This window comes from Flammeovirga sp. AWQ4_249, from assembly GCF_056161045.1.
Map to the genome: position 1 here is coordinate 1 of NZ_JBSWYJ010000043.1, position 21823 is coordinate 21823.

At 33.1% G+C, this 21823-nt stretch carries 15 protein-coding genes; 10 read left to right on the forward strand and 5 right to left on the reverse strand.

The window, feature by feature from the left end; translation table 11 throughout:
- Nucleotides 1–274 precede the first annotated feature (274 nt).
- From ACXAHM_RS21520 to ACXAHM_RS21535, 4 genes are all read right to left on the reverse strand, one after another.
- Nucleotides 275–475 carry a DUF7710 domain-containing protein gene (locus ACXAHM_RS21520; protein ID WP_474964734.1) on the reverse strand — a complete coding sequence of 67 codons (201 nt, stop codon included), beginning with the start codon at nt 473–475 and terminating at the stop codon, nt 275–277.
- A gap of 53 nt (nt 476–528) precedes the next feature.
- Complete coding sequence (locus tag ACXAHM_RS21525; protein WP_474964671.1) at nt 529–1719, reverse strand: T9SS type A sorting domain-containing protein; 1191 nt, start codon at nt 1717–1719, stop codon at nt 529–531.
- A 274-nt stretch (nt 1720–1993) separates the two neighbouring features.
- Entirely contained in the window at nt 1994–3844 is a 1851-nt protein-coding gene (locus ACXAHM_RS21530) for a DUF4153 domain-containing protein (protein ID WP_474964675.1), read from the reverse strand.
- Nucleotides 3845–4014: 170 nt separating this feature from the next.
- A complete protein-coding gene (locus tag ACXAHM_RS21535) occupies nt 4015–4512 on the reverse strand; it encodes a hypothetical protein (protein ID WP_474964678.1) in 498 nt (165 codons plus the stop codon).
- A gap of 299 nt (nt 4513–4811) precedes the next feature.
- On the opposite strand from ACXAHM_RS21535, the gene ACXAHM_RS21540 reads away from it, so the two are divergent.
- The 9 genes from ACXAHM_RS21540 (at nt 4812) to ACXAHM_RS21580 (ending at nt 16924) form a co-directional block, all read left to right on the forward strand.
- Nucleotides 4812–6365 carry a sulfatase family protein gene (locus ACXAHM_RS21540; protein WP_474964680.1) on the forward strand — a complete coding sequence of 518 codons (1554 nt, stop codon included), beginning with the start codon at nt 4812–4814 and terminating at the stop codon, nt 6363–6365.
- 82 nt (nt 6366–6447) lie between these two features.
- Nucleotides 6448–8115, forward strand: coding sequence for a right-handed parallel beta-helix repeat-containing protein (locus tag ACXAHM_RS21545; RefSeq protein WP_474964684.1), 1668 nt, complete (start codon nt 6448–6450; stop codon nt 8113–8115).
- A 207-nt stretch (nt 8116–8322) separates the two neighbouring features.
- The gene (locus tag ACXAHM_RS21550) at nt 8323–9399 is read left to right on the forward strand and encodes an L-rhamnose/proton symporter RhaT (protein ID WP_474964688.1); all 1077 of its coding nucleotides are present in this window, start codon (nt 8323–8325) and stop codon (nt 9397–9399) included.
- A gap of 104 nt (nt 9400–9503) precedes the next feature.
- On the forward strand, nt 9504–10664 hold the full coding sequence (locus ACXAHM_RS21555; RefSeq protein WP_474964690.1) for a mandelate racemase/muconate lactonizing enzyme family protein: 1161 nt from the start codon (nt 9504–9506) through the stop codon (nt 10662–10664).
- On the forward strand, nt 10636–12081 hold the full coding sequence (locus ACXAHM_RS21560) for an aldehyde dehydrogenase family protein (protein WP_474964693.1): 1446 nt from the start codon (nt 10636–10638) through the stop codon (nt 12079–12081). The genes ACXAHM_RS21555 and ACXAHM_RS21560 overlap by 29 nt, the downstream gene beginning before the upstream one ends.
- A gap of 5 nt (nt 12082–12086) precedes the next feature.
- Nucleotides 12087–13040 (forward strand): 2-dehydro-3-deoxygalactonokinase, encoded by a 954-nt coding sequence (locus ACXAHM_RS21565; RefSeq protein ID WP_474964697.1) that lies wholly within the window; start codon nt 12087–12089, stop codon nt 13038–13040.
- The gene (locus ACXAHM_RS21570) at nt 13033–13683 is read left to right on the forward strand and encodes a bifunctional 4-hydroxy-2-oxoglutarate aldolase/2-dehydro-3-deoxy-phosphogluconate aldolase (RefSeq protein ID WP_474964700.1); all 651 of its coding nucleotides are present in this window, start codon (nt 13033–13035) and stop codon (nt 13681–13683) included. Before ACXAHM_RS21565 ends, ACXAHM_RS21570 begins: the two co-directional genes overlap by 8 nt.
- Before the next feature lie 5 nt (nt 13684–13688).
- Entirely contained in the window at nt 13689–14873 is a 1185-nt protein-coding gene (locus tag ACXAHM_RS21575) for an alpha/beta hydrolase (RefSeq protein ID WP_474964702.1), read from the forward strand.
- A 149-nt stretch (nt 14874–15022) separates the two neighbouring features.
- A complete protein-coding gene (locus ACXAHM_RS21580; RefSeq protein WP_474964704.1) occupies nt 15023–16924 on the forward strand; it encodes a hypothetical protein in 1902 nt (633 codons plus the stop codon).
- 225 nt (nt 16925–17149) lie between these two features.
- On the opposite strand, the gene ACXAHM_RS21585 is transcribed toward ACXAHM_RS21580, so the two are convergent.
- Nucleotides 17150–18040, reverse strand: coding sequence for an AraC family transcriptional regulator (locus tag ACXAHM_RS21585; RefSeq protein ID WP_474964706.1), 891 nt, complete (start codon nt 18038–18040; stop codon nt 17150–17152).
- 568 nt (nt 18041–18608) lie between these two features.
- Here ACXAHM_RS21585 and ACXAHM_RS21590 point away from each other — a divergent pair.
- Nucleotides 18609–21809: a SusC/RagA family TonB-linked outer membrane protein gene (locus ACXAHM_RS21590; protein ID WP_474964710.1), complete on the forward strand. Its 3201-nt coding sequence runs from the start codon at nt 18609–18611 to the stop codon at nt 21807–21809.
- The last annotated feature ends 14 nt before the right edge of the window (nt 21810–21823 follow it).

Consider the following 21823-nt stretch of genomic DNA (forward strand, 5'->3'; position numbering starts at 1 on the left):
TAATCAATTTTTAATTATATTTGGAGATAGAGTCAAGTTCTAAAACTTAACCCTATCCAAAAAGAACTTACACACTTTACAGGAAAGTGTCAAAAAAGCACTAGTTATTCTCCTTATATAAGTTATTTTTCAATGTTTATCTCAATTATAGGTTTCCTTATTTTTATAAGGGCCATAATTAATAATGCTTAGTTACTTTGGATGTTAATTATTAGTATCAAATAGATGCTATTAGAATGGAAAAGCTATTAACTTATTACAATTCCTAATAGGGCTAGGTAATCACTTGGTCAATTATTACCCCATTTTCAAAATGCCAATGAATAATTGATGCTGAACTAAACTTCTGGATAAATTTTCCTTCTTTTTGATACTTTCTGGTTACTTTAAAATATTCTTTTTGAATTACCCAATCATAAAGACTTTGATCTAATGGCATTTCATTTAGGATTCCAGAAACATTTGATTCTTGTATCCATTTTTAATAAAAAGAAAGATCATGATTTAATCATAAATGACAATCTCACCCTACTCCTTCATTAATCGATGCGTTTCCACCTCTTTATTGTCTAAAAATACTCGTAGGATATAGATACCGAGATTTTCATTTTCTACAGAAATTACATTGGTAGATTGCTTTTTCAAGGCGATATTTTTAATTTTTTGACCATTTGAAGTAAAGATTTCTACATGTCCTCTATGAAATGATTTCGAGATCTTTAAGGTGATCGTTTCTTTGAATGGGTTTGGGTAGAGCATGCTATCCTTTTTGTCATTTTCAATAGAAGTAACCTTATCAGAATCGTCATTATTTTCATTATCATAAATGAATTCCTTTTGAAAGTATTCTCTGATATAATTACTGACAGACCAGTGTGAACCATGTTTGTTTTGTCCTTTAAGGTGTATTACTTGCCCTTCTAAATACGAATACTCTTCTAGATTATTACCAATATCAGTACCTTCTTCCGGTAGTTGTTCTCCTTCATAGCCTTGAGATTGAGCAATTAAAAATGCAGCATATTGAGAGTGAAGAAATGTAACACCAACAGAAGAAGCGCCACCTACATAGGGGATAAGAGGGTCGTTTTCATTCGTGATACCAAGATATCTCCTGTTTTTTTGTGGGACAATAACCGTATTATAACCTAGGTTCTCAAATCGTTTACCTGTATTCTTTGTCGGTTCGTAAAATTGACCTTCTCTAAATTGCATATTGTTGAGTTGAGAAACGGAAGAACAAACGATATCTATACCAGGATTATCCACTTCGATAAATATTCGATTACACAAACCTCCTCCATTAGAGGAACCAAAGAATCTAATCTTATTGGGATCTACATTGTCATACGTCTGTATTTTTTCCACCAACTCTTTGATCATTTCAATATCAGGAGCATCACTTCTTTCATCAGACATATTCCATGATTTCTCATATCCAGAGATAGACACCAAAATGTGATCAGGAAATTTTTGTCTATTGCCATTCAACATGGCCTCACCATTTCCACCATTTCCATGTAAAAGAATACAAACAGGGTAGCCATCTACAGGCATTTCAATGTCAGTTGGAATACTTACAAAGGTAGGGTAGGTATAACCTTCTTCTTCTTGATACCAAACTTTAGTCACAGAAAGGTCAGTAGTATTGGTCAATGTTTGGCTCATTGAATTAAAATAAATCAATAGCAATAGAATTGTTAGTGAAGTCTTCATCATAATTTTATACGTTAGATTTAAAAAGTATTTTAAAGTTAAATATTACCGTAAACACTTCTAAATCTAGCATGTGAAAATGAGTATATAAGAACTAATTACGCTTGTTATTGATCAATTTAGCGTTAATAGATAGACATTTATTTAAAGGAAACTATAGACTAGAATTACTTTTTTCAGTCTTCTTTTTTAGTTGATCTATAAATAGTTTTGGAACCAAAAGGTAAATAAGAGTGGTCTTATCGAATTTAATTATGAAGTGAAATTTTTTAAAACCTTACTTCTTTATTTTAATGAAAGCACCAATATTAATATTACTTACAGCACTAGAATCTTTTAAAACTCTTAGGCTTAGATCATAACACCTCAATTCCATTTTCAATTGATCATTTTCAATATGAATAGTTAATTCTTCTTGGGTTGGTTTATCCTCTTTATCAGGGTATTTTTGCTTTAGTTGTTCAATGTATTGTAAAACGTCTATGGATTTCAATAGTTCATCTTCTACAATGATATCTAAATATCTATTTTTCGTAAAGTATAATTCTACCAAATATTTATTTATAAAATAGTTTTTACAATATTCTGAATCATAATAAGTTGTAGTATAATCCCAACCTTTTACGTTTATGACATTAGGTGATTGAAGATGAAAATTGATATAATAAGGATATTTATTTTTCTTGGTATAATATTTTAATCCTAACATCATTTCTACCATTTCAGCTTTACTGTAAAAATGATATTCTGATTGCTCGTTTATTTCTTTTAATTTAATTGCCGCTATATCTTGTTCAAACCAAGAGTAAATAGAACTTAAACTATGGTACTCATTTAAATAGTATAAAATTGATTCTATTTCATTTACCTCTTCTTGGTCTATTTGAGGTACTTCAGTCTTTTGAACCAAAATAGATTCCGAGGGAAATTTATATTCCAGTACTAACTTTTCATTTTTCAAAACCTTTAGATCTGTTAGTTTTTCTCTTAAGAGATTTACTTGGCTAACTTCAGAGACATGTTCCACTCCCCAAGGTCCAAATGTAGAGAAGCACAAAACAAAAATTAAGCTTATAGGAATAACTTTTATACTGCCAGGGTAAAGGATTTGATAAATTGATATGATAAAAATCCAAATAGAAGTCATAAAGATAAAGTAGTTTTTTATATTAAAACCTTCTTTTGATATGAATAAAAGAGTGACATAAAAAAGTATAATTGATAAAGGAATGAGTAGATAGTAGAGTGCTTTATAATATGTTTTGATCCAAGTTTTTTGATTTAAAGTAAAATAGGGATACAATAAGAGATTTGTCAAATAACCAAGTACTGCAATAACAATAATAAAAGAAGATAAATAGGCTGAATCTGACCAATCTTGGTGAATGAGAGTGTATATACAATATGTATATAGTATGATGAAGTAGATTGTCAAAATTGGTATTAATATAAATTGAGTAAAAATCTTAAGTCCTTGAGGGTATTTTTTTGGTTGTTGTAATGTTAGGTCTTTATCTATTCCAGAAAGGAATATCCATATATTTAAAATTGAAGTACAAAAGATAAATAATACGAAGAGATATTCTCCTTCAATTTTTATGTTGAAAAGTGGGTCTAAACTAATAATTGCACAGAATAAGCCTAAGTATATGACACCTGAATAAAATAATGAAACAATACACCTTAAAAATAAATTTTTATTAAATGTCCAGAAATAAGTTTTTGTTTTTGACGTAAAAGAAGGTGCTATTGCAACTAATAGATGTATTATTATAAAAATGATTGTATAGTAGACAAAGACCATAGCAGTATTTTTGTCAGAATCATCCGCAGGTAGAATAGCATAATAACCACTTAAAAATAATACTCCAATTAAATTTGTAATGATTCTACATCTCCCTTTTTTGTTTTGAGTTTCCGACCAAATATCACAAGCAAAAAATAATGAAATACCTAAAATAAATACCAAAATCATTTTGAACAAATAATATTCTCTATTTTCATTTTCTTGAAAGGTCAAATAACTAGATATACCAAAAATCATAATAGCACAAACCATGGATAGTGTGAAACGTTGTAATGTTTCACCAGCTATATTTAATTGATTTTTTAACGATTGAAGATTCATTATTATATGTTTTAAAGTTTCAGAAATAATTGAAACTACGAAATTGATTATTGATAATTAACATTTAATAAACAGGTTATTGTAAATGAATGAATACTATGTTGATGATTATTTTGTATAATTCTAACAATATAGTTCACCTATGCATTAATTACTTGCAACTAAAAGAGTTAATTAAATGTTCTACTATCTAAATAGTAAATAAATTTTGAAGGAATATCATCCAAAGTTAATAATTTATCTTCTTTGACATTCGTTACTTTTCCAGAGTATTTTTGAATAGGTACATTTTCCTTTTTATCCTTAAAAAAAGTGATGGTAGTAGAATCTGTTTTAGGATTTAATCTAATTTTTAGATACTGATCTTGGGTTATATCATGAACAATCCCTTTGAAAGGACTAGCGAAATCAATTTTTTCAGTGCTGTATTTATTATTAATCACTTTACCTTCTTGATTTTCATATTGAATAGAAAAATGAACATGCTTTGGTTTCAATTTCGTCTCCCAATCATATCCAATACTTAATTTGAAATTATATAATGTATCTGTTTTTGATTCTGATATAAACATCGAATGATCTAAAGTTAAGGTGTACATTGTTCTATTTTGAGAAAAACTAAAGACACTAGAAAATAGTAGGATTAGAAAGGTGAAGATTGTTTTCATTTTTATTTTAGTTTATTGGATTACTAAATTACTAATTCATATTAAAATATAATGGAGAGAAGTAATTTTTTATAAGAAGAAAAGATTAATTAATGATTTACTTTTTTATGTTTTTAATCCCGTTTATATCATTCAAATTATGTTGATAAAGACCCAATTAAAGCCTATTTTTCAACAATTAGCACAAAAAAGACTTTCTAAGGTCAATATAGTGTTAATGTGTCATAGATCTTCCTCCTATCTTTGTTCTAAATCTTAATTAAACGTAGATTTTACTCTATTTTTTTGATACGACTGAAATGAAGACAACGAAATTTTTTTCATATATCGCTTTAATGGGAGCCTTAGCTTGTCAAAAAGCGAATACGACAACAACGGAAGTGGATAAGAATGATGCTCCAAATATTGTGATTTTTTATGTAGATGATTTAGGCTACGGAGATATTGGTAAGAATGGATTGAAAGGAGCAGCAACTCCAATCATTGATAAATTAGCAGATGATGGTATTTTGTTTACTGACGTACATAGTCCACACGCTACATGTACTCCTTCACGATATTCTATGTTGACGGGACAATATGCATTCAGAAAAAAAGCACAAATTTTACCCGGCGATGCTCCGCTTTTGATTGATCCCAATATGAAAACATTGCCGGATATGTTGAAAGAAAAAGGATATGCTACAGCAGTTGTCGGAAAATGGCATTTAGGGCTAGGAAATGGAAATGTAGATTGGAACAAAGAAGTAAAGCCTGGTCCATTAGAAATTGGATTTGATTATTCATTCCTTTTGCCTTCTACAGGAGATAGAGTACCTTCAGTTTATTTAGAAAATCATAATGTAGTCAACTTAGATCCGAACGATCCTATAACAGTGAGCTACAAGAAAAATATTTCAGATCGTCCAACAGGAATTGAACACCCTGAATTATTACGTTATGGTGCAGATGAGCAACATGGCAAAACGATTATCAATGGCATCAGTCGTATCGGTTATATGAAAGGTGGTGAAAAAGCACTTTGGACTGATGAAGAATTTCCTGAAAAGTTAGCGGGTAAAGCGGCTTCATTTATCAAAGAAAATAAAGAAAAACCATTCTTCTTATACTTTGCATTCCATGATATCCATGTGCCTCGTCTTCCTTCTGATCAGTTCAAAGGAAAATCGGAAATGGGCTTAAGAGGTGATGTAATTCTACAAATGGATTATGCTACAGGTTTGGTTTTAGATGCCTTAAAAGAAGCGGGAGTAGAGGACAACACTTTAGTCATCTTTACTTCAGACAATGGACCAGTTTTAAATGACGGCTATGATGATAAAGCGGTGGAGATGTTAGGTGATCATACACCGGCAGGGCCGTATCGCGGAGGTAAATATTCTTCTTATGAAGGTGGAACAAGAGTACCAATGATTGTAAAATGGCCTGCAAAAATTAAGGGAGGTCAAACAAATGATGCCTTATTCTCTCACTTAGATTTTTATGCTTCATTTGCGGATCTAGTTGGGTATGATTTACAACCTGGAGAAGCGGTGGATAGTAAAAATGTAATGACTTCTTTAATAGGTGAAGATCAGAAAGGACGCGATTATATGGTAGAAGAAGCATTTACAATGTCTATCCGTAAAGGAGATTGGAAATACATTGAACCAATTGCCAAAAATAGAAAAGTACCAGATTGGATGGATGTCCAAAAAAATATCGAAGGTGGACTATCACATGATGCACAATTATTTGATTTATCTACTGACGCAGGAGAAACAGTGAATGTGGCGGAAGCTCATCCTGAACTTGTGAAAGAACTTCAAGGAAAATTAGACTCTATTCAAGTGTCTAATACAAAATCCTTATAGTGACTACTTCAACAAAAACAGCAAACAATCGTAAGGTTGTTTGCTCCGTTTTTACTTTTTAATGCTAATTTACTTATCTGAAATGAAACGAATTTACTTATTACTACTACTATCTTTTTCGATAGTTACTTCTGTTCTTGCAAAAGATTATTATGTGAGCACATCTGAAGGAAATGATAAAAACAAAGGAACGAAAGAAGCACCTATTAAGACTTTAAATAAACTAAATAAGATGGTACTTAAGCCTGGTGATAAAGTCCTTTTTAAAAAAGGAGATACATTTAAAGGACATTTTATAGTGAATGGTTCTGGTGATGCTAACCAAAACATTATTATTACTTCATATGGTGAAGGTAAATTACCCATCCTTACAGGTGCAGTAGGTGAAGAAAAAGGAGGCGATTTTCAGGAAGCTATACTTGTACGTAACAATGATCACATAACATTTGAAAACATCGAAGTACAAAACGATAGAATGTTTTCTAGAAAGGGGATAAAAGATAAAGATGCATACGGCATTTTGATTTTGAACAACAAGCCTTCTACTGTTTTAAAACATTTCCGTTTCAAAGGAGTGACTTTCAGAAAGGTGTATGCTGCTCTACCTGTAAAAAAAGAAGAAGGTGAAAAAGCCTTTAATAATTTAGAAGTTTCAGCTTTGCGTTTTTTCACTTCTAGAAATAATGTAAAAGGAAATGAAAAGAATATCCAAGATGTAATTGTTGAAGATTGCTATTTTAATGACTTACAGCGTTTAGGTGTTCATATCAAGCATAATGGTGGAAATAAAACCGCTGATGTAGAAAGTATGAATTATAATAGTGACTTCATTTTCAGAAATAACAAATTTGAATATTTAGGAGGAACATGTATCCTGCCAATAAGAACATATAATGTATTAATTGAAAATAATATTTTTGACCACCCTGGAGATAATTCAGATCCAAGAATGCCTGCAAGAGGTAGTGCAGTTTGGACTTGGAGATGTAAAAATACTGTGATTCAATACAACCAATGTCTACATATTCGTGGTTATTTAGATTCTCATGGTGTACATATTGATCACCAAAATGAAAATACTTTTATCCAATACAATTATATGGAAGATTGTGAAGGTGGTTTTGTTGAAATCCTAGGCGGTAATGTAAATTCTGTATACCGTTACAATGTTTCAGTAAATGACGGTTGGAGAAATAATCCTAATTGGAAAACGAGTAATCATACATTATGGATTAATAATAAAATTCCTAATGGAACTCACGAATGCGATAGCAGTTATATCTATAATAATACTGTGATTATGGATGCTGAAGATGCCTACGCGACAAGTATCGATATGAAAGGAAAGAACACATTTATTTTCAATAATATTTTTTATGTGAAAAATGGTTCAGTAGGACAAAAGCAGACAACAATCAAAGATTTTGAAACAACTTTCTTCTTGAGTAATAACCTTTACTTTGGGAAAATTTCTCCAAGATTTAAAGACTTAGATCGTGAACCTGTACAAGGAAATCCTAAATTTTCGGATGAAAACTATGCAATCGATAAAAAGAGTCCAGCGTACCTAAAAGGTATCGTAAAGTTTGGACCTCCCGTGCCAGGAGCAGGAAAAGGTGTTTTTGAAACTGTCACTGAATATCCTGAAGTTGATTTCTACGGAAACAAAATTGATTATACTAAAGGTGTATCTATTGGTGCTTTCAATGGAGAGCCTAAAAACAAGAATAAAAAAAGGGACACAAAGTAAGTAGTAAATTTTTACAAAATTACGCTAACGGTAATTTTATATGTAACGCGTGTTTTGTGTTAGAAAACGCGCGATTTAATCTCATTTTGACGTTGATTCTGATTGTTTTTGGTGTTAAATGTCAAAATAGTACTACAATTGGTGATTAAGTGTAAAAAAGTGCTTAAAAAAATCAAGCATATTTGAAATAGATAAAATTTGAAAGAAATGAATATACTAGCAATTACTTTAATACTTTTTTCAAGTTTCTTCCAAGGAACTTTCGGTTTAGGAATGAAACATATTGCTCCCTTAAAGTGGGAGAACTGGTGGGTTGTACATGCAACAGTAGCAATGATCGTATTCCCAGTAGCATGGGCATTAATCGCAGTGCCTGAAACATTCACTATCATTGGTGAGGCAGATACATCTGTATTATTTATGGCAATGCTTTTTGGTTTCCTTTGGGGAATCGGTGGGATCTTATTTGGAGTGAGTGTAGAGTACACTGGTGTAAGTATTACGTACGGAATCGTAATGGGATTAGCAGCTTCAGTAGGTTCTTTAATTCCAATGTTACAAATGGAACAATTACCAGCGAACTTTAATATTGTTCTTGCCGGAGTATTTTTCTTATTAGTTGGAGTAGCAATTACAGCAGTCGCTGGAGTAAAAAGAGATAAAGCACAAAACGAAATCGCTGAAAGTACATCGGAAGATGTATATGCAAATGATGATGAAGGTGATGTATTAGTGGCAGAAGCACCAGTTGCAACTCAGCCTGAAGTGAAGAAATCAATCAAAACAGGGGTAATTATCGCTGTAGCTTGTGGTGCGTTGTCAGCACTTTTGAATGTAGGATTTTCAAATGCTCAACCTGTAGCAGCTCTTGCAGTAGATAAATATGGAGTAGATCCAAAAAATGCAAGTTTAGTAGCTTGGGTGGTAGTATTATTTGGAGCATACATTATGAACATTGGGTATGCGGGATATAAATTAATTGCAAACAAATCATTTGGTGGATTTGCTGTACAAGGAAGTAAGAAAGCCTATACTTGGTCTGTTTTAGCTGGATTATTCTGGTTTGCAGCATTAGGAGTATATGGTCAAGGTGCAGCATTGATGGGGAGCTTAGGTCCTGTAATTGGATGGCCAATGATGTTAGGTTTGGCATTAATCATCAGTAATATTTGGGGATATAGATCAGGTGAGTGGAACAACGCTAAGAAGCCTTTCCAAATCTTATTAGGAGGATTGGTTGTGTTGATTTTTGCAATCTGTGTATTAGGATATTCAAACTATTAGTAGAGAGATACAGTAAAGGGGGTGAATTTTTTAAATATTGATTTTTTATATCACCCTGATCTCAAAAAATGTGCTGACTAAATAAAAAAAACTAAAAAGAGAGAATGAAGATAATAGATGTAATTCCATATGTAATCTCCCAAGATCTTGAAGTCCCTTTCTACTTCTCACAATGGGATTATGCATCAAGAAAAATATGCTTGGTGAAGATTGTATTGGAAGATGGAACAATTGGTTGGGGAGAAGGTTATGGACCTGCAGATATCATCAAAGCAGGGATTGAATTTTTTAAACCGCATGTAATCGGTGCTAATGTTTTAGAGTCGGAGACGATCTGGCAAAACATGTACTTAAGATCTATGGACTTTGGTAGAAGTGGTGTATTAAATGGAGGATTAAGTGCAATCGATGTTGCAATGTGGGATGCTAAAGGTAAATTATTAAACTTACCTGTTTCAGTATTACTTGGTGGAGTGAAGAACCCTGTTATTAACCCATATGCAACGGGATTTTATTTCACAGCTTCAGAAACATTAGAAGAAGATCTACTGAAAGAAGCAGAATTTTATAAAAAATCAGGTTTTAAAGCCGCTAAAATGAAAGTAGGTTTAGGTCTTGAAAAAGATGTATACTACGTAAATTTATTAGCAAAAGCTTTGGGTGATGATGTAAAATTGATGATCGATTCAAATCATGCTTACAACTTTAGAGAAGCCTATGAATTGACAAGAAGATTAGAGTATCTAAATATCGGATGGTTTGAAGAACCTGTGCATCCAGATGATTATCAAGGATACAAACAATTGAGAGAAAAAACATCAATTCCTATTGCAGGTGGTGAGTGTGAGTATTTACGTCATGGATTCAAAAGATTATTTGAAAATGATAGCGTAGATATTGCTCAACCTGATTTATGTGCAGCAGGAGGACTGACTGAAATGAAACGAATTGCTACTTTAGCATCCGTATATCACAAAGATATTGTGCCACACTCTTGGGGTACTTGGATTGCTATCAGTGCAGCTGTTCATTTCATGGGTAACTTGGACCAAAATCCAGGTAGAATGTTGAGAAACAATCCTATGATTGAGTTGGATCGTACCGAAAATCCACTTAGAGATAATGTAACTAAACCAAGTTTTGAGGTAGTGAACGGTGAAATTCACGTGCCAAATACACCAGGTTTAGGCGTAGAAATAGATGAAGTATTTTTAGATAAATATACAGTCAAAGACAATGGAAGTGTTGAATCAGTATGGTCTTAAGGGCCTTTATATAGATGGTGAATTTGTAGCAGCGTCAAACAATGCTACTTATGAAGTAATTTGTCCAGCTAATGAAGAAGTAATTGCAGAAATTGCTTGGGGAACAAAAGAAGATACAGAACGTGCTTTAGAAGCTGCGCAACGTGGTTTCAAAGTGTGGTCTCAAACTCCCGTTCAAGAAAGAGTGGATTTAATGATGAAACTAAGAGAGAAGTTATTGGAAAATAGCGATCATCTTAGAGAAGTGATTATGCACGAAATGGGTAAAGCTTGGGCTGGAACGGAAGAGGATGTAGTGAGTATCACTAATGCTTTAGAGTTCTATGGGAAAGCAATTCTTGAAAAAGAAGATTTTGATATTGCTGATAAAGAAGGTACGCATAAACATACAATGGTACATCAACCATTGGGTGTAGTGACAGCTTTCTTAGCGTACAACTTCCCATTATTAAACTTAGGTTTCAAATTAGGGCCTGCTTTAGCTGCAGGTTGTTCTATTATCATTAAGCCTTCAGAAATTTCTCCATTGTCTGCTTTAGTAGTCGCTGAATATGCACACGAAGTTGGTATTCCAAAAGGAGTAATTACGGTCTTAAATGGTGATGTACAAAACGTAGGTATTCCATTATGCGAAAGCAAAATCCCTCGTTTAGTGACCATGATTGGTTCTACAAGAACGGCTCAAAACCTAATTGCACAGTCTATCAAAACATCCATTAAGCGTTATAGCATGGAATGTGGTGGAAATGCTCCTTTCATTGTCTTTGATGATGCAAATTTAGAGGACGCATTGGCTGTAGGAACTGGCGTAAAATATGGCAATACGGGTCAAATTTGTGTTGCTCCAAATCGTTTCTTTGTACAAGAAGGCATTTATGATCAATTCGTTTCGGAGTTTATCAAAATTGCTGAAGCGAAAAAAGTAGGTTGGGGTAGAGAATTAAATCCTGATATGGGTCCTCTAGTTAGCCAAAGAGCAGTACAAAATGTAGATGCTTTTGTAAAAGCTTGCGTTGAACAAGGAGGAAAACTATTGACAGGTGGACATGCCTTAGAAGGGAAAGGTTTCTATTATGCTCCAACGGTTATCGTAATGGATAACCCTGATGCAGAAATCCTTCAACATGAGGTATTTGGTCCTGTAGCAGTGATACTAAAATTTAAAGATACACAAGAGGTAATTCAACATTCAAATGCAGTTGACGTTGGTTTAGCTTCGTATATTTTTACTGAAAACGAAGAGGTTATGGATGAAGTAACTATGGCGTTAGAATTTGGTGAAGTACAACAAAACGGAGTGAAGTACGATATCTATTTACCACACTTAGGTGTTAAGGATAGTGGTATTAGCATGGACTGTTCTGAATTTGCCTTAAACGATTACCTTGCTCAAAAGAGAGTAAGTAAAAAGTTATAATTATTATGCGTTTACCTGAGAAGTTTATCAGTTGTGATTGGGGAACTTCAAATTTTCGCTTAAGGGTTATTGATACCGAAACGTTGGATATTTTAGATGAATACAAGACGACAAGAGGTGTCAATGATGTTTACAACGAATTTAGATCACAACGTAAAGTTGATCAAGGACGTTTCTTCTCCAACTTTCTTATGGAAGAGTTGGAGAAGGTAACGGACCTAAAACAACAAAATGTAATAGTAGCTTCTGGTATGATCTCTTCTTCAATCGGAATGAGAGAATTAGGCTACTCACAAATGCCCTTCCAAGCATGCGGCAACAATCTCTTTAGCAAACTACTGTCACTTAATAAAAACTTATCTGTCCTGATGATTTCAGGAGCTAGAACCGAAAGTGATGTAATGCGAGGAGAAGAAATCCAAGCAGTAGGACTCTCTCCCTTCTTACCTGTAGAACAAGAAGGTTTATTAATTCTGCCAGGAACACACAGTAAACATTTGGCCTTCAAAGAAGGAAATTACACTAATCTTGATACTTATATGACAGGAGAAATGTTTAAACTTTTCTCTTCAAATAGTATCATCAGTAATTCAGTGGAAGAAGGAGCACTAACAAAGAAAACGAAAGAAAGTTTTTTAGAAGGTGTAAGAGATGGTGCTAAAGATGGTGTGAACAAACATCTATTTAAGATTCGTGCTTACGATCTCCTAGGTAAAAGGAAAAAAGACGAAAGCTATTATTACTTAAGTGGCTTACTTATCGGTGAGGAATTGGCTTACCTAAAAAACGAAACTTCAACAATTTGTATGGCAGCTTCTGGTATCATCAATGATTTGTATCAGTTAGCGTTAAATGAATTAATTGAAGATCATTCAAATTTAATTTTCTTTGATGAAGAGCAATTAGAAAAAGCACTTTTGATGGGACAAAGAACAATACTTGAACAACAATATGCATAATTCAGCACTTTTTTCTTGGGAAAAATTTAATGAAATTCCTGTCGTAGGAATTCTAAGAGGTGTTTCCAAAAGTACACTTTCTAGGATCATCCCCGTTTATATCGAACAAGGTTTCTCGACAATAGAAATCACTATGAACACGGAAGGAGCTACAGATTTAATCGCTCAATTAAGAAATGATTATCCTGAAATGAATGTTGGCGCTGGTACAGTTTGTTCTGAAGAAGATTTAGACAAAGCTCTTTTAGCAGGTTCACAATTTATCGTGACTCCAATAGTGGACGAAACAGTCATCAAAAAGTGTAAGGAATTAGGTGTTCCTTGTTTTGTGGGTGCCTTAACTCCTACAGAAATTTATACCGCATGGCGACTAGGTGCATCTGTTGTGAAAGTTTTTCCTTGTAGTCAATTTGGTGTAGGATACATCAAAGATGTGATGGCTCCATTGAATAATATCAAATTGTTACCTACGGGAGGTGTGACGAAAGAAAACATCACTGAATTTATGAAAGTAGGTGCTGAAGGAGTTGGAATGGGCGGTTCATTATTTCCAAAACCATTAATGGAAGAAGGAAAAGAATTAGAATTAGGTACTCATTTAAAAGAGATCTATCAAGCTGTTGCACAAACAGAAGCAGTATAAAAAATATGCTAAAGAATTTATTCATTCTTTGTACGGTATTACTATTTCAAACACAGACATTTGCCTATAAAATCATTCGTGATACGGTCATGTATGTCAATGAAATAGCGATACCGATCACAATAGTTCTACCGGATGGGGATGGCCCTTATCCGGTTCTTTTTAATGTACACGGCGGTGGTTGGAATGGAGGAACTGCTACCGAAGTACCTGATTCGGATGTCGGAGAATTTGCCTTGGAAATCGTCGATGAAACTCAAGTAATTCATGTAGGATTAGGGTATCGATGTAAATTACAAGGAGGAACTTTTCAAGAAGCAATGAAAGAAATTGATGCTTCATTTGAGTGGTTTAAGAAAAAAGCTAATCGTTTTAATGCGGATATGACAAGATATGGCTTTACAGGAGGATCTGCAGGAACTCCACTTTCAGCAGTGTATGCCTTTAGTAAGCCAGATTGTAAAATTTACATAGGCGTCAATGGAATGTATGATCTGTCTAAACATGAATTAAAATATTCCAAATTTCCTGACCCCAATACTTCAAAGCAATATAAATTGATCACAAAAGAGGAGAAACAAGCCGCTTCTACAGTTAATTTTGTGCAAACGAAGCATATTCCGAAAACATTACTTTTGCATGGAGATTATGATGATATCATCGACATGCGTCAAAGTTTTTTCCTTCAAGAGAAAATAAAAGAGAATGGGGGAGTTTGTGAACTAAAGATTTTTAATGAAATTCCTCATGCTTTCTTACGACCGTTTAATCCTGCCTTGTATCATGAATCTTGTTTAGCAATAGCTGATTTATATATCAGCGAATTTGATCAACCAAAATCTATTCGGAAAAAGGTGGATCACAAAATGAAAAAGATGCTAAAGGAATTTTATGATGAACCGAACTTAAAAGAAGAATTAATCATTGGTACTTGGTCTTGTCCTAAGAAATGGCAAATAGATGCGATTGAATTGAAATTGGATGCCAAAGGAAAGGGGACGATGAAAATTAATGAAAAGGAAGAAAATATTGCGTATACGCTTCAAGGTGAAAGTCTAAATGTCGTTAGAGGTAATAAAGAATATCTTTTCAAATTACAACAAAATCATCATATGCTATATTACATAAGGAGGAAACCTTATTTAGGTAAAAAAGTACTACTCAGTAAACAAAAGAAATCAAATTTATAGGTCAGTTTATTATAACTGACCTTTTTTTGCCTTAAAACCATTGATAATCAGTGTCTCTAGTCAAAATAGTGTTGATTAATGTGCGCTATTGTAAAGCAATCTCATTAGTAAAGCGTCATATTTACATTATAAAATCACTTTATGATGCTATGAGGACAATTACAACACTTACTATACTCTTGAATCTATTATTTATAAGTTACTCAGCAACTTATGGACAACAAGCAAAACCTTTCTTCAAAGAAAAGTCAGTGATTGCACTGAATAATCCTTTGTTAAACTATAGTGCTGATATGGCCTATTTGAAAGGAATGAGATATAAAACTTTAGGAGGTAGACCAGAAGAGGATGCTAAAGGAAGGTATAGAACACAGTTGCCTGAAATTTCTTTGATGCTAAATCCAATGTTGACAGAAGATGCTGTTATCAATGAGATTTTAACAGCAAAAGAAATGGGCGTTGATGTTTTTATGTTTCCCATTTTTGTGAGTGTCAATAGATATTATACAGACAAATTTATCAAAACCATTACAGAATATGTAAATGCTGCTGATAAACATAATCTGGATTTTCATTTTACCATACAATTGCGTTTGCAAAGAAATCCAAAGCAAACAACGGAGGAAGAAATGAAACAAGTGATTGTCAAAAGACTCAATCAATTGTTCAAAAACACAAAATATTCTTCAAAGTGGTTAAGAAATGTAGATGATGAGATGATCATTTTTACAACAGAAACTGCTGATCTTGTAGATGGAACAAAGAGGTTAAAAGCAAATGATTATTTGGAGAAACCAGAGCTTGTTACTAAAATTAAAGAGACGTTAGATGAAGTAGAAGCAACTACAGGAACAGAATGTGCCTTCATCTATGAATCAAAATATCCTTTTAATTATCGCTACAACACCTTATTATTAGATCATTTCCCTGCCTTATCCCAAAATAAATATTCAATGGGCTATAGAAATGGAGTGGCTTCACTAAGGAAAATCTGTAAGCGTTTAAAGAAACCATTTATACAAAATGTTTTCCCCGATCAGTTAAGTACGCAAATGGTCTTGAAAGAGGGAGAAAAGAAGATTCAAGAGAATTCAGCCTTCTCAAAAACACTTAAATATGATGATGTTTTTGTAAGAACGCAACCCCTTAAATTAACTTCAGCTTACCGTGAATTTTTAGAGGACGCCGTAAATCATGACGCGGCAGCTATCAATTTATCTTCTTGGAATTATTACGATGAAGGGTCTCACATTGCTCCTGAAGCTCATCATGGTTATGGTTATGGTTTATTACTCAAGTATTATAAAAAACTATGGTTGAATAATGGACAAGCAAATGTAGATAAAGAATTGGTGATGACCTCTTATAAAGCCTATTCTACTCAGTTTCTAGAACAGACAAATATCCACATCAAATATGGAATTAAGTATTTTGAAGAAGCTTCAGAAGATAGTATCGAAGTAATTTCAATTCTAAAAGAACCTGCTGATGTGTATTGTAATGGAGGTTATTTAGGAACAGCTCCTGCAGGTTTGACTACTTTCTATGCGGAAAGAAAATTAGGGAATGTAGAAATAGTAGTGAAGAGAAAATCGAAGCAAGTTATCAAATATACAACACCAAAAGAATTGATAGACTATCCAGAAAGAATGGATTGGTTGACGTATACTTTTACTAATCTGGATGAAGAAATGGGAATTCATCTCCAAAATATTGCCTTGAACTATGAAATGAGGCAAATGTATCAGCGCTTTCTTGTGAGTCCTGAAAAACAAAACTTCTGGGTAAAGGCACAAAACAAAAGATATTTAGCAAAGAAAAAGGCTTACTATGAATATGGAATGAATCCTGATAAATTCTTTGCAGTCGAAGAAAAAATTGACAAAAAATACCAAGAAGAAATAAAAAAGATCTTGGATGATTTTCAATATGAAGTATGGTTGGAAATGGAGGAAAGTGCAGCGACAAATGTGGGTGTAGCCAATATGTTTCAACCTACCAAAAAAGATATTATGGATGGCTATAATGTCTTGCAAGTAGACGACATCTAAAATGATATCAAATAATATATAGTGTATAGAATAATGTGTGATTAAACGTGTTGACTTATTAGACTAAAAAATAACAACAACTTATTGTGTGAAGAGTGACTACTTTTATGAAGATTGGAATGGAAGCATCAAGTTATTAAACTTGGTGCTTTTTTAATGGCTAAAAAAAAGAGCTCAATTTTGATATTGAGCTCATATGAAATATTCTGACTAGGAAAAATGGAGTTAAGCGTAGCTTTCTTCTAACAATTTTCCATTTAAATGCATTTTTTGATAATCTCTAGGACTTACTTTCTTTAATTTCTTAAACTGTCTATTGAAATTTGTCTGCGAATTAAAACCACATGAATAAGTGATTTGACTAATCGACAGGTCATTCTCAATTAATAGTTTACATGCATGTCCAATTCGGACTTCATTTAAGAATTGAGAGAAAGATTTATGTGTTCTTTTCTTGAAGAATCTACAGAATGGCGATATACCCAAATACGATAGTTCAGCCACTTCTGACAATTGGATTTCTCTATGAAAGTTATTTAATACAAATTGATAGACTTTATTAATCCTTTCAGAATCCTTTTCATTGATCTCTTTACTAAATCCACTACTTGCGAATTGTGTGATATCTGTTGTTACTGATAATCTATGTAAGATTTCCATTAAAATTAATAAGCTTTCAAACCCCGAAGTCTCATTTAATTTAAGGAGTAACTGGAATATTTTAGCTTTTAATTCAGGGTCTTTAAACTCGATTCCATTATTCGCTCTTTGTATTAATTTTTTTAGAAGAATAGACTCATTTAAGCCATAAAAAGCATCCCCTAAAAAATCAGGTAAGAATTGTAAAATAATGGTATCCGTTTGTAAACCTAAATTGTTGTAATACTCCGGAGAGTTCTTAAACAAATGAGGAAGATTTGATCCTACTAATACCAATTCACCTTCTTTGAATTCTTCCACAAGGTCGCCAATAAAACGTAGGCCAGTTCCTTTGTGAATGTAGATTAGTTCCAATTCTTTGTGATAATGCCAATCTTCATCAAGACAAGGTTTTTGATTCCTATATATAGAAAAAGATTTGTTAGTAGGCGTAATTTTCTTTTGTAATAATTTCATTTCAAGTTTCCTAAGTCAGATAGATGTACAGTATAATTTAACTAAATATGTCTGAAATTTTTCAAAAATACAATAAAATGTTACTGATTCAGATCAATAGAGTACTACTATAGGTGGATATAAGTCTTAAAATGTGATAATTACACCTAATGAAAAAATGATTTATTTTGACTTGTTAATTCTTTGATATTCAGAATTAGAGTGAAATTTGGAGAATTAATGAGGTTAAAATAGAGTTGGTTTTCGAGCAAAAGTTTAACTTTTTATGCTAAAAGTTAATTTTTAACATAAAATTTAGCAAAAAATGGATAAATTCGAACAATGATGAAGAATTATTACTTTTTAAACTTGTATAGCATTACATTTTTTAAACTACAAACCTGATAAGTCAATATTGTACTACTTTATGTAAATAGGTGTAACGCATACACATTTAATTTCTATGATATTTGAATTGTAGATAATGCGGTCATCTAAAACGCTTAAAGTAAAACTATCGTTCACAATGACTTGTTGATCTATTTTTTAAAGGAGATTCTCCTTGTGTTCAAAATGACTTTTTAATGAAATGAATTCTAACTTATTTACTATCTTCTTGTGCTTATACATAAGTATACAATCAGTATTTGCCCAAGATGTTTTTACTCTGAAAGGAGTAGTAAACGACCAAAATAAAGAGCCACTTCCAGGTGTAAGTGTTATCTTAAAAGGAACCGACACAGGTGGAATCACTGATTTCGATGGAAGGTTCACATTACAAGTGAAAAAAGGTGATGTCCTAGTGTGCTCATTTATAGGGATGAAAACAAAAGAAATTACTGTTGCGAATCAATCGAATATTGCAATTACATTAGAAGATAATGTGGAGCAATTAGACGAAGTAGTGGTGACAGGATACGGTGAGATGAGAAAAAGAGATCTTACTGGTTCTTTAACCCAAATTGATGAAACAACAGAAGTAAAAGAGCAGTTCCAAACTGTAGATGCATTATTACAAGGTAGAAGTACAGGTGTACAAGTAATCGGTAATGATGGTAATCCAGGTGGTGCAACTTCAGTACGTATTCGTGGTGTGAACTCTTTAAGAGGTAACAATGAACCTTTATACGTTGTAGACGGTGTCATTATCTCTACAGCAGGTGAAGGTGTTGCAGATGCCTTTGGTGGTGGAGGTAACACTGTTCAAGCTCAAAATGGTTTGACAGGTTTGAATCCACGTGATATCGAAACTATTGAAGTTTTAAAAGATGCTTCAGCAACAGCGATTTATGGTTCAAGAGGTGCGAATGGTGTCGTTTTAATTACAACTAAAAAAGGTAAGCAAGGAAGCGATAAAATATCTGCCTATTTCAATACATCTTTAATGCAAGTGAATCGTAAGATTGACGTTTTAGACGGTACTAATTATGCAAAGTATATCAACCTAGCAAATGCAGCTCACGGTGGTGCTAGTTTTGGTAAATACGATATCGATGAAGCTACAGGCGATGTTTATGCATTACTTCCAAACAACCAAAGAGGTGAAAAATATACACAACATAACTGGCAAGATGAATTATACAGAGATTCATGGAGTCAAAATGCAGGTATGAACTTCAGTGGTGGAAAAGGAGGTTCAAATTACTATATTTCAGCTAACTTCAGAAATAATAACGGTACGCAACCAGTCGCTTATTCACAAGGCGGTGATATTCGTGTGAACTTAAGTAGAAAGTTAAATAAGAAGTTGAAACTAGATGTGAGATCTTCATTATACTACAATCAAGGTAGTTTCTCACAATCAGGTGTGACTTCAGGAAACGGTTCATTAGTAACGCAAGGTATCATGGCGAATCCTTTGACAAAAGAAGAAGGAGATCAAGATAATAACGAATTAGAATTTAGTAATAACCGTACTCCAGTAGAGAGAATGAATGGTACAGATGACCTTGCTGAGGAACTTCGTATTAATTTATTACTAGGTGCAAAATATGATATCAGTAAATCATTAAGCTACCAATTTAGAGCAGGTACTGATATTAGAATGAAGAACAGAGAAGTGTGGTACGGTACAGGAACTACTCGTGGTGATAGAATGAATAACTATTACAACCAATCTGCAATGGACCGTAAATCTTTCACGATTGACAACTTATTATTCTACAAGAAAAAATTTGGTGCGAATCATAAGATTAATGCTACATTTGGTTATACAATTGATGGTGTGATTCTTTCAAACCAAGTGTATGGAGTAAGTAATTTCTTTACAGGTGAATTAAAAGATGATTTCCCTGGATATGGTCAAGATGTGATTTTACCAATGCAAAAAACATATGGTGATTACGCCTTAATGTCTGGTCTTTCAAGAATCAATTATACTTTTAAAGACAGATATATCTTAACAGCGTCATTTAGAGCAGATGCTTCTTCTAAATTTAGACCAGGTCAAAGAATAGGTTATTTCCCTTCACTTTCTGCAGCTTGGTATGTGTCTGATGAACCATTTATGGATGGTGTAAAAGGCGTTTTATCTAACTTGAAATTAAGAGCAGGATGGGGACAAACGGGTAACCAATCTGTAGGACCTTACAATACTTGGGAAAATTACCAAGACAACAGATATGCAGGTGGTGTAGGTATGCGTCCTATCTCATTTGAAAATGAAGATCTTACTTGGGAAACAACACAACAAACAAATGTGGGTGTGGATTTAGGTTTCTTAAATGATCGTGTAAATGTAGTTGTAGATGCTTACTACAAAGAAACACAAGATCTTTTACAATTAGTACAAACTCCAGAATCTTCAGGATTTGCAAACTACATGGATAATCTTGGTAATATCAACTCAAAAGGTTTAGAAGTTGCTTTGGATGTTGTGGCTATTGATAAAGAAAGTTTCAAATTACAAGTAGGTGGTAATATTTCATTCAACAGAACTTATGTAGGTGACTTAGGTGTACCTGAACAAGAGTTTTATTTGAATGGTGAATTAGTAAGTAAGCAAAGAATTTTTGGTAACAGTATCACATCAGGTTATCAATTATCGGGCCCTTCAAACGTATTTATAAGAGGTGAGCAAATTGCATTACTTTACGGATATGAAACGAATGGTGTATATCAATCACATGAAGCTGCCGCTGCTGGACCAAAATTCCAAGGAGAAAATGTAAACCAAGGTGGTGACGTTATTTATGTAGATCAAAACGGTGATGGTAAAATTGACGAACAAGATTTAACGGTTATTGGAAATCCAAACCCAGAGTTTACTTACGGTCTGAATATCAATGCTTCTTACAAGCGTTTATCTTTAAAAATGTTATTCACAGGTGTTTACGGAAATGAAATCCTTAACTCAGGTTTAGCATTCTACGGTTATCCTGATCCGATGTGGTCAAATGGTAATGTGTACGCAAGTGTATTAGAAGATAACTGGCATGAAACAGATAACCCTACGGGTCAAAATCCAAGAATCGGTTATGGTAACAGACAAAGTGATGATTTTGTAGGAGGTTACAACAACTATGTAAATTCAAGAATGGTAGAGGATGGTAGTTACTTAAGATTATCAACAGTAACATTATCGTATGATGTACCCACTTCGATCTTCAAAAATAAGATCAAATACTTGAATGTATACTTCACTGCAAGAAACTTATTGACAATTACGGATTACTCTGGATATGATCCTGAAATCACATCATACTTATATGATGGTACTATCCAAGGAGTTGACTGGCAAACAATGCCAAACCCAAGAACATTTATTGGTGGTGTAAACATTACCTTCTAATCCGTTAATTCGCT

Bases quoted from the DNA above. Each gene is read 5' to 3' on its own strand.
- ACXAHM_RS21525 (WP_474964671.1), bottom strand. From the start codon at position 1,719: ATGATGAAGACTTCACTAACAATTCTATTGCTATTGATTTATTTTAAT.
- ACXAHM_RS21530 (WP_474964675.1), bottom strand. From the start codon at position 3,844: ATGAATCTTCAATCGTTAAAAAATCAATTAAATATAGCTGGTGAAACA.
- ACXAHM_RS21535 (WP_474964678.1), bottom strand. From the start codon at position 4,512: ATGAAAACAATCTTCACCTTTCTAATCCTACTATTTTCTAGTGTCTTT.
- ACXAHM_RS21540 (WP_474964680.1), top strand. From the start codon at position 4,812: ATGAAGACAACGAAATTTTTTTCATATATCGCTTTAATGGGAGCCTTA.
- ACXAHM_RS21545 (WP_474964684.1), top strand. From the start codon at position 6,448: ATGAAACGAATTTACTTATTACTACTACTATCTTTTTCGATAGTTACT.
- ACXAHM_RS21550 (WP_474964688.1), top strand. From the start codon at position 8,323: ATGAATATACTAGCAATTACTTTAATACTTTTTTCAAGTTTCTTCCAA.
- ACXAHM_RS21555 (WP_474964690.1), top strand. From the start codon at position 9,504: ATGAAGATAATAGATGTAATTCCATATGTAATCTCCCAAGATCTTGAA.
- ACXAHM_RS21560 (WP_474964693.1), top strand. From the start codon at position 10,636: ATGGAAGTGTTGAATCAGTATGGTCTTAAGGGCCTTTATATAGATGGT.
- ACXAHM_RS21565 (WP_474964697.1), top strand. From the start codon at position 12,087: ATGCGTTTACCTGAGAAGTTTATCAGTTGTGATTGGGGAACTTCAAAT.
- ACXAHM_RS21570 (WP_474964700.1), top strand. From the start codon at position 13,033: ATGCATAATTCAGCACTTTTTTCTTGGGAAAAATTTAATGAAATTCCT.
- ACXAHM_RS21575 (WP_474964702.1), top strand. From the start codon at position 13,689: ATGCTAAAGAATTTATTCATTCTTTGTACGGTATTACTATTTCAAACA.
- ACXAHM_RS21580 (WP_474964704.1), top strand. From the start codon at position 15,023: ATGAGGACAATTACAACACTTACTATACTCTTGAATCTATTATTTATA.
- ACXAHM_RS21585 (WP_474964706.1), bottom strand. From the start codon at position 18,040: ATGAAATTATTACAAAAGAAAATTACGCCTACTAACAAATCTTTTTCT.
- ACXAHM_RS21590 (WP_474964710.1), top strand. From the start codon at position 18,609: ATGAATTCTAACTTATTTACTATCTTCTTGTGCTTATACATAAGTATA.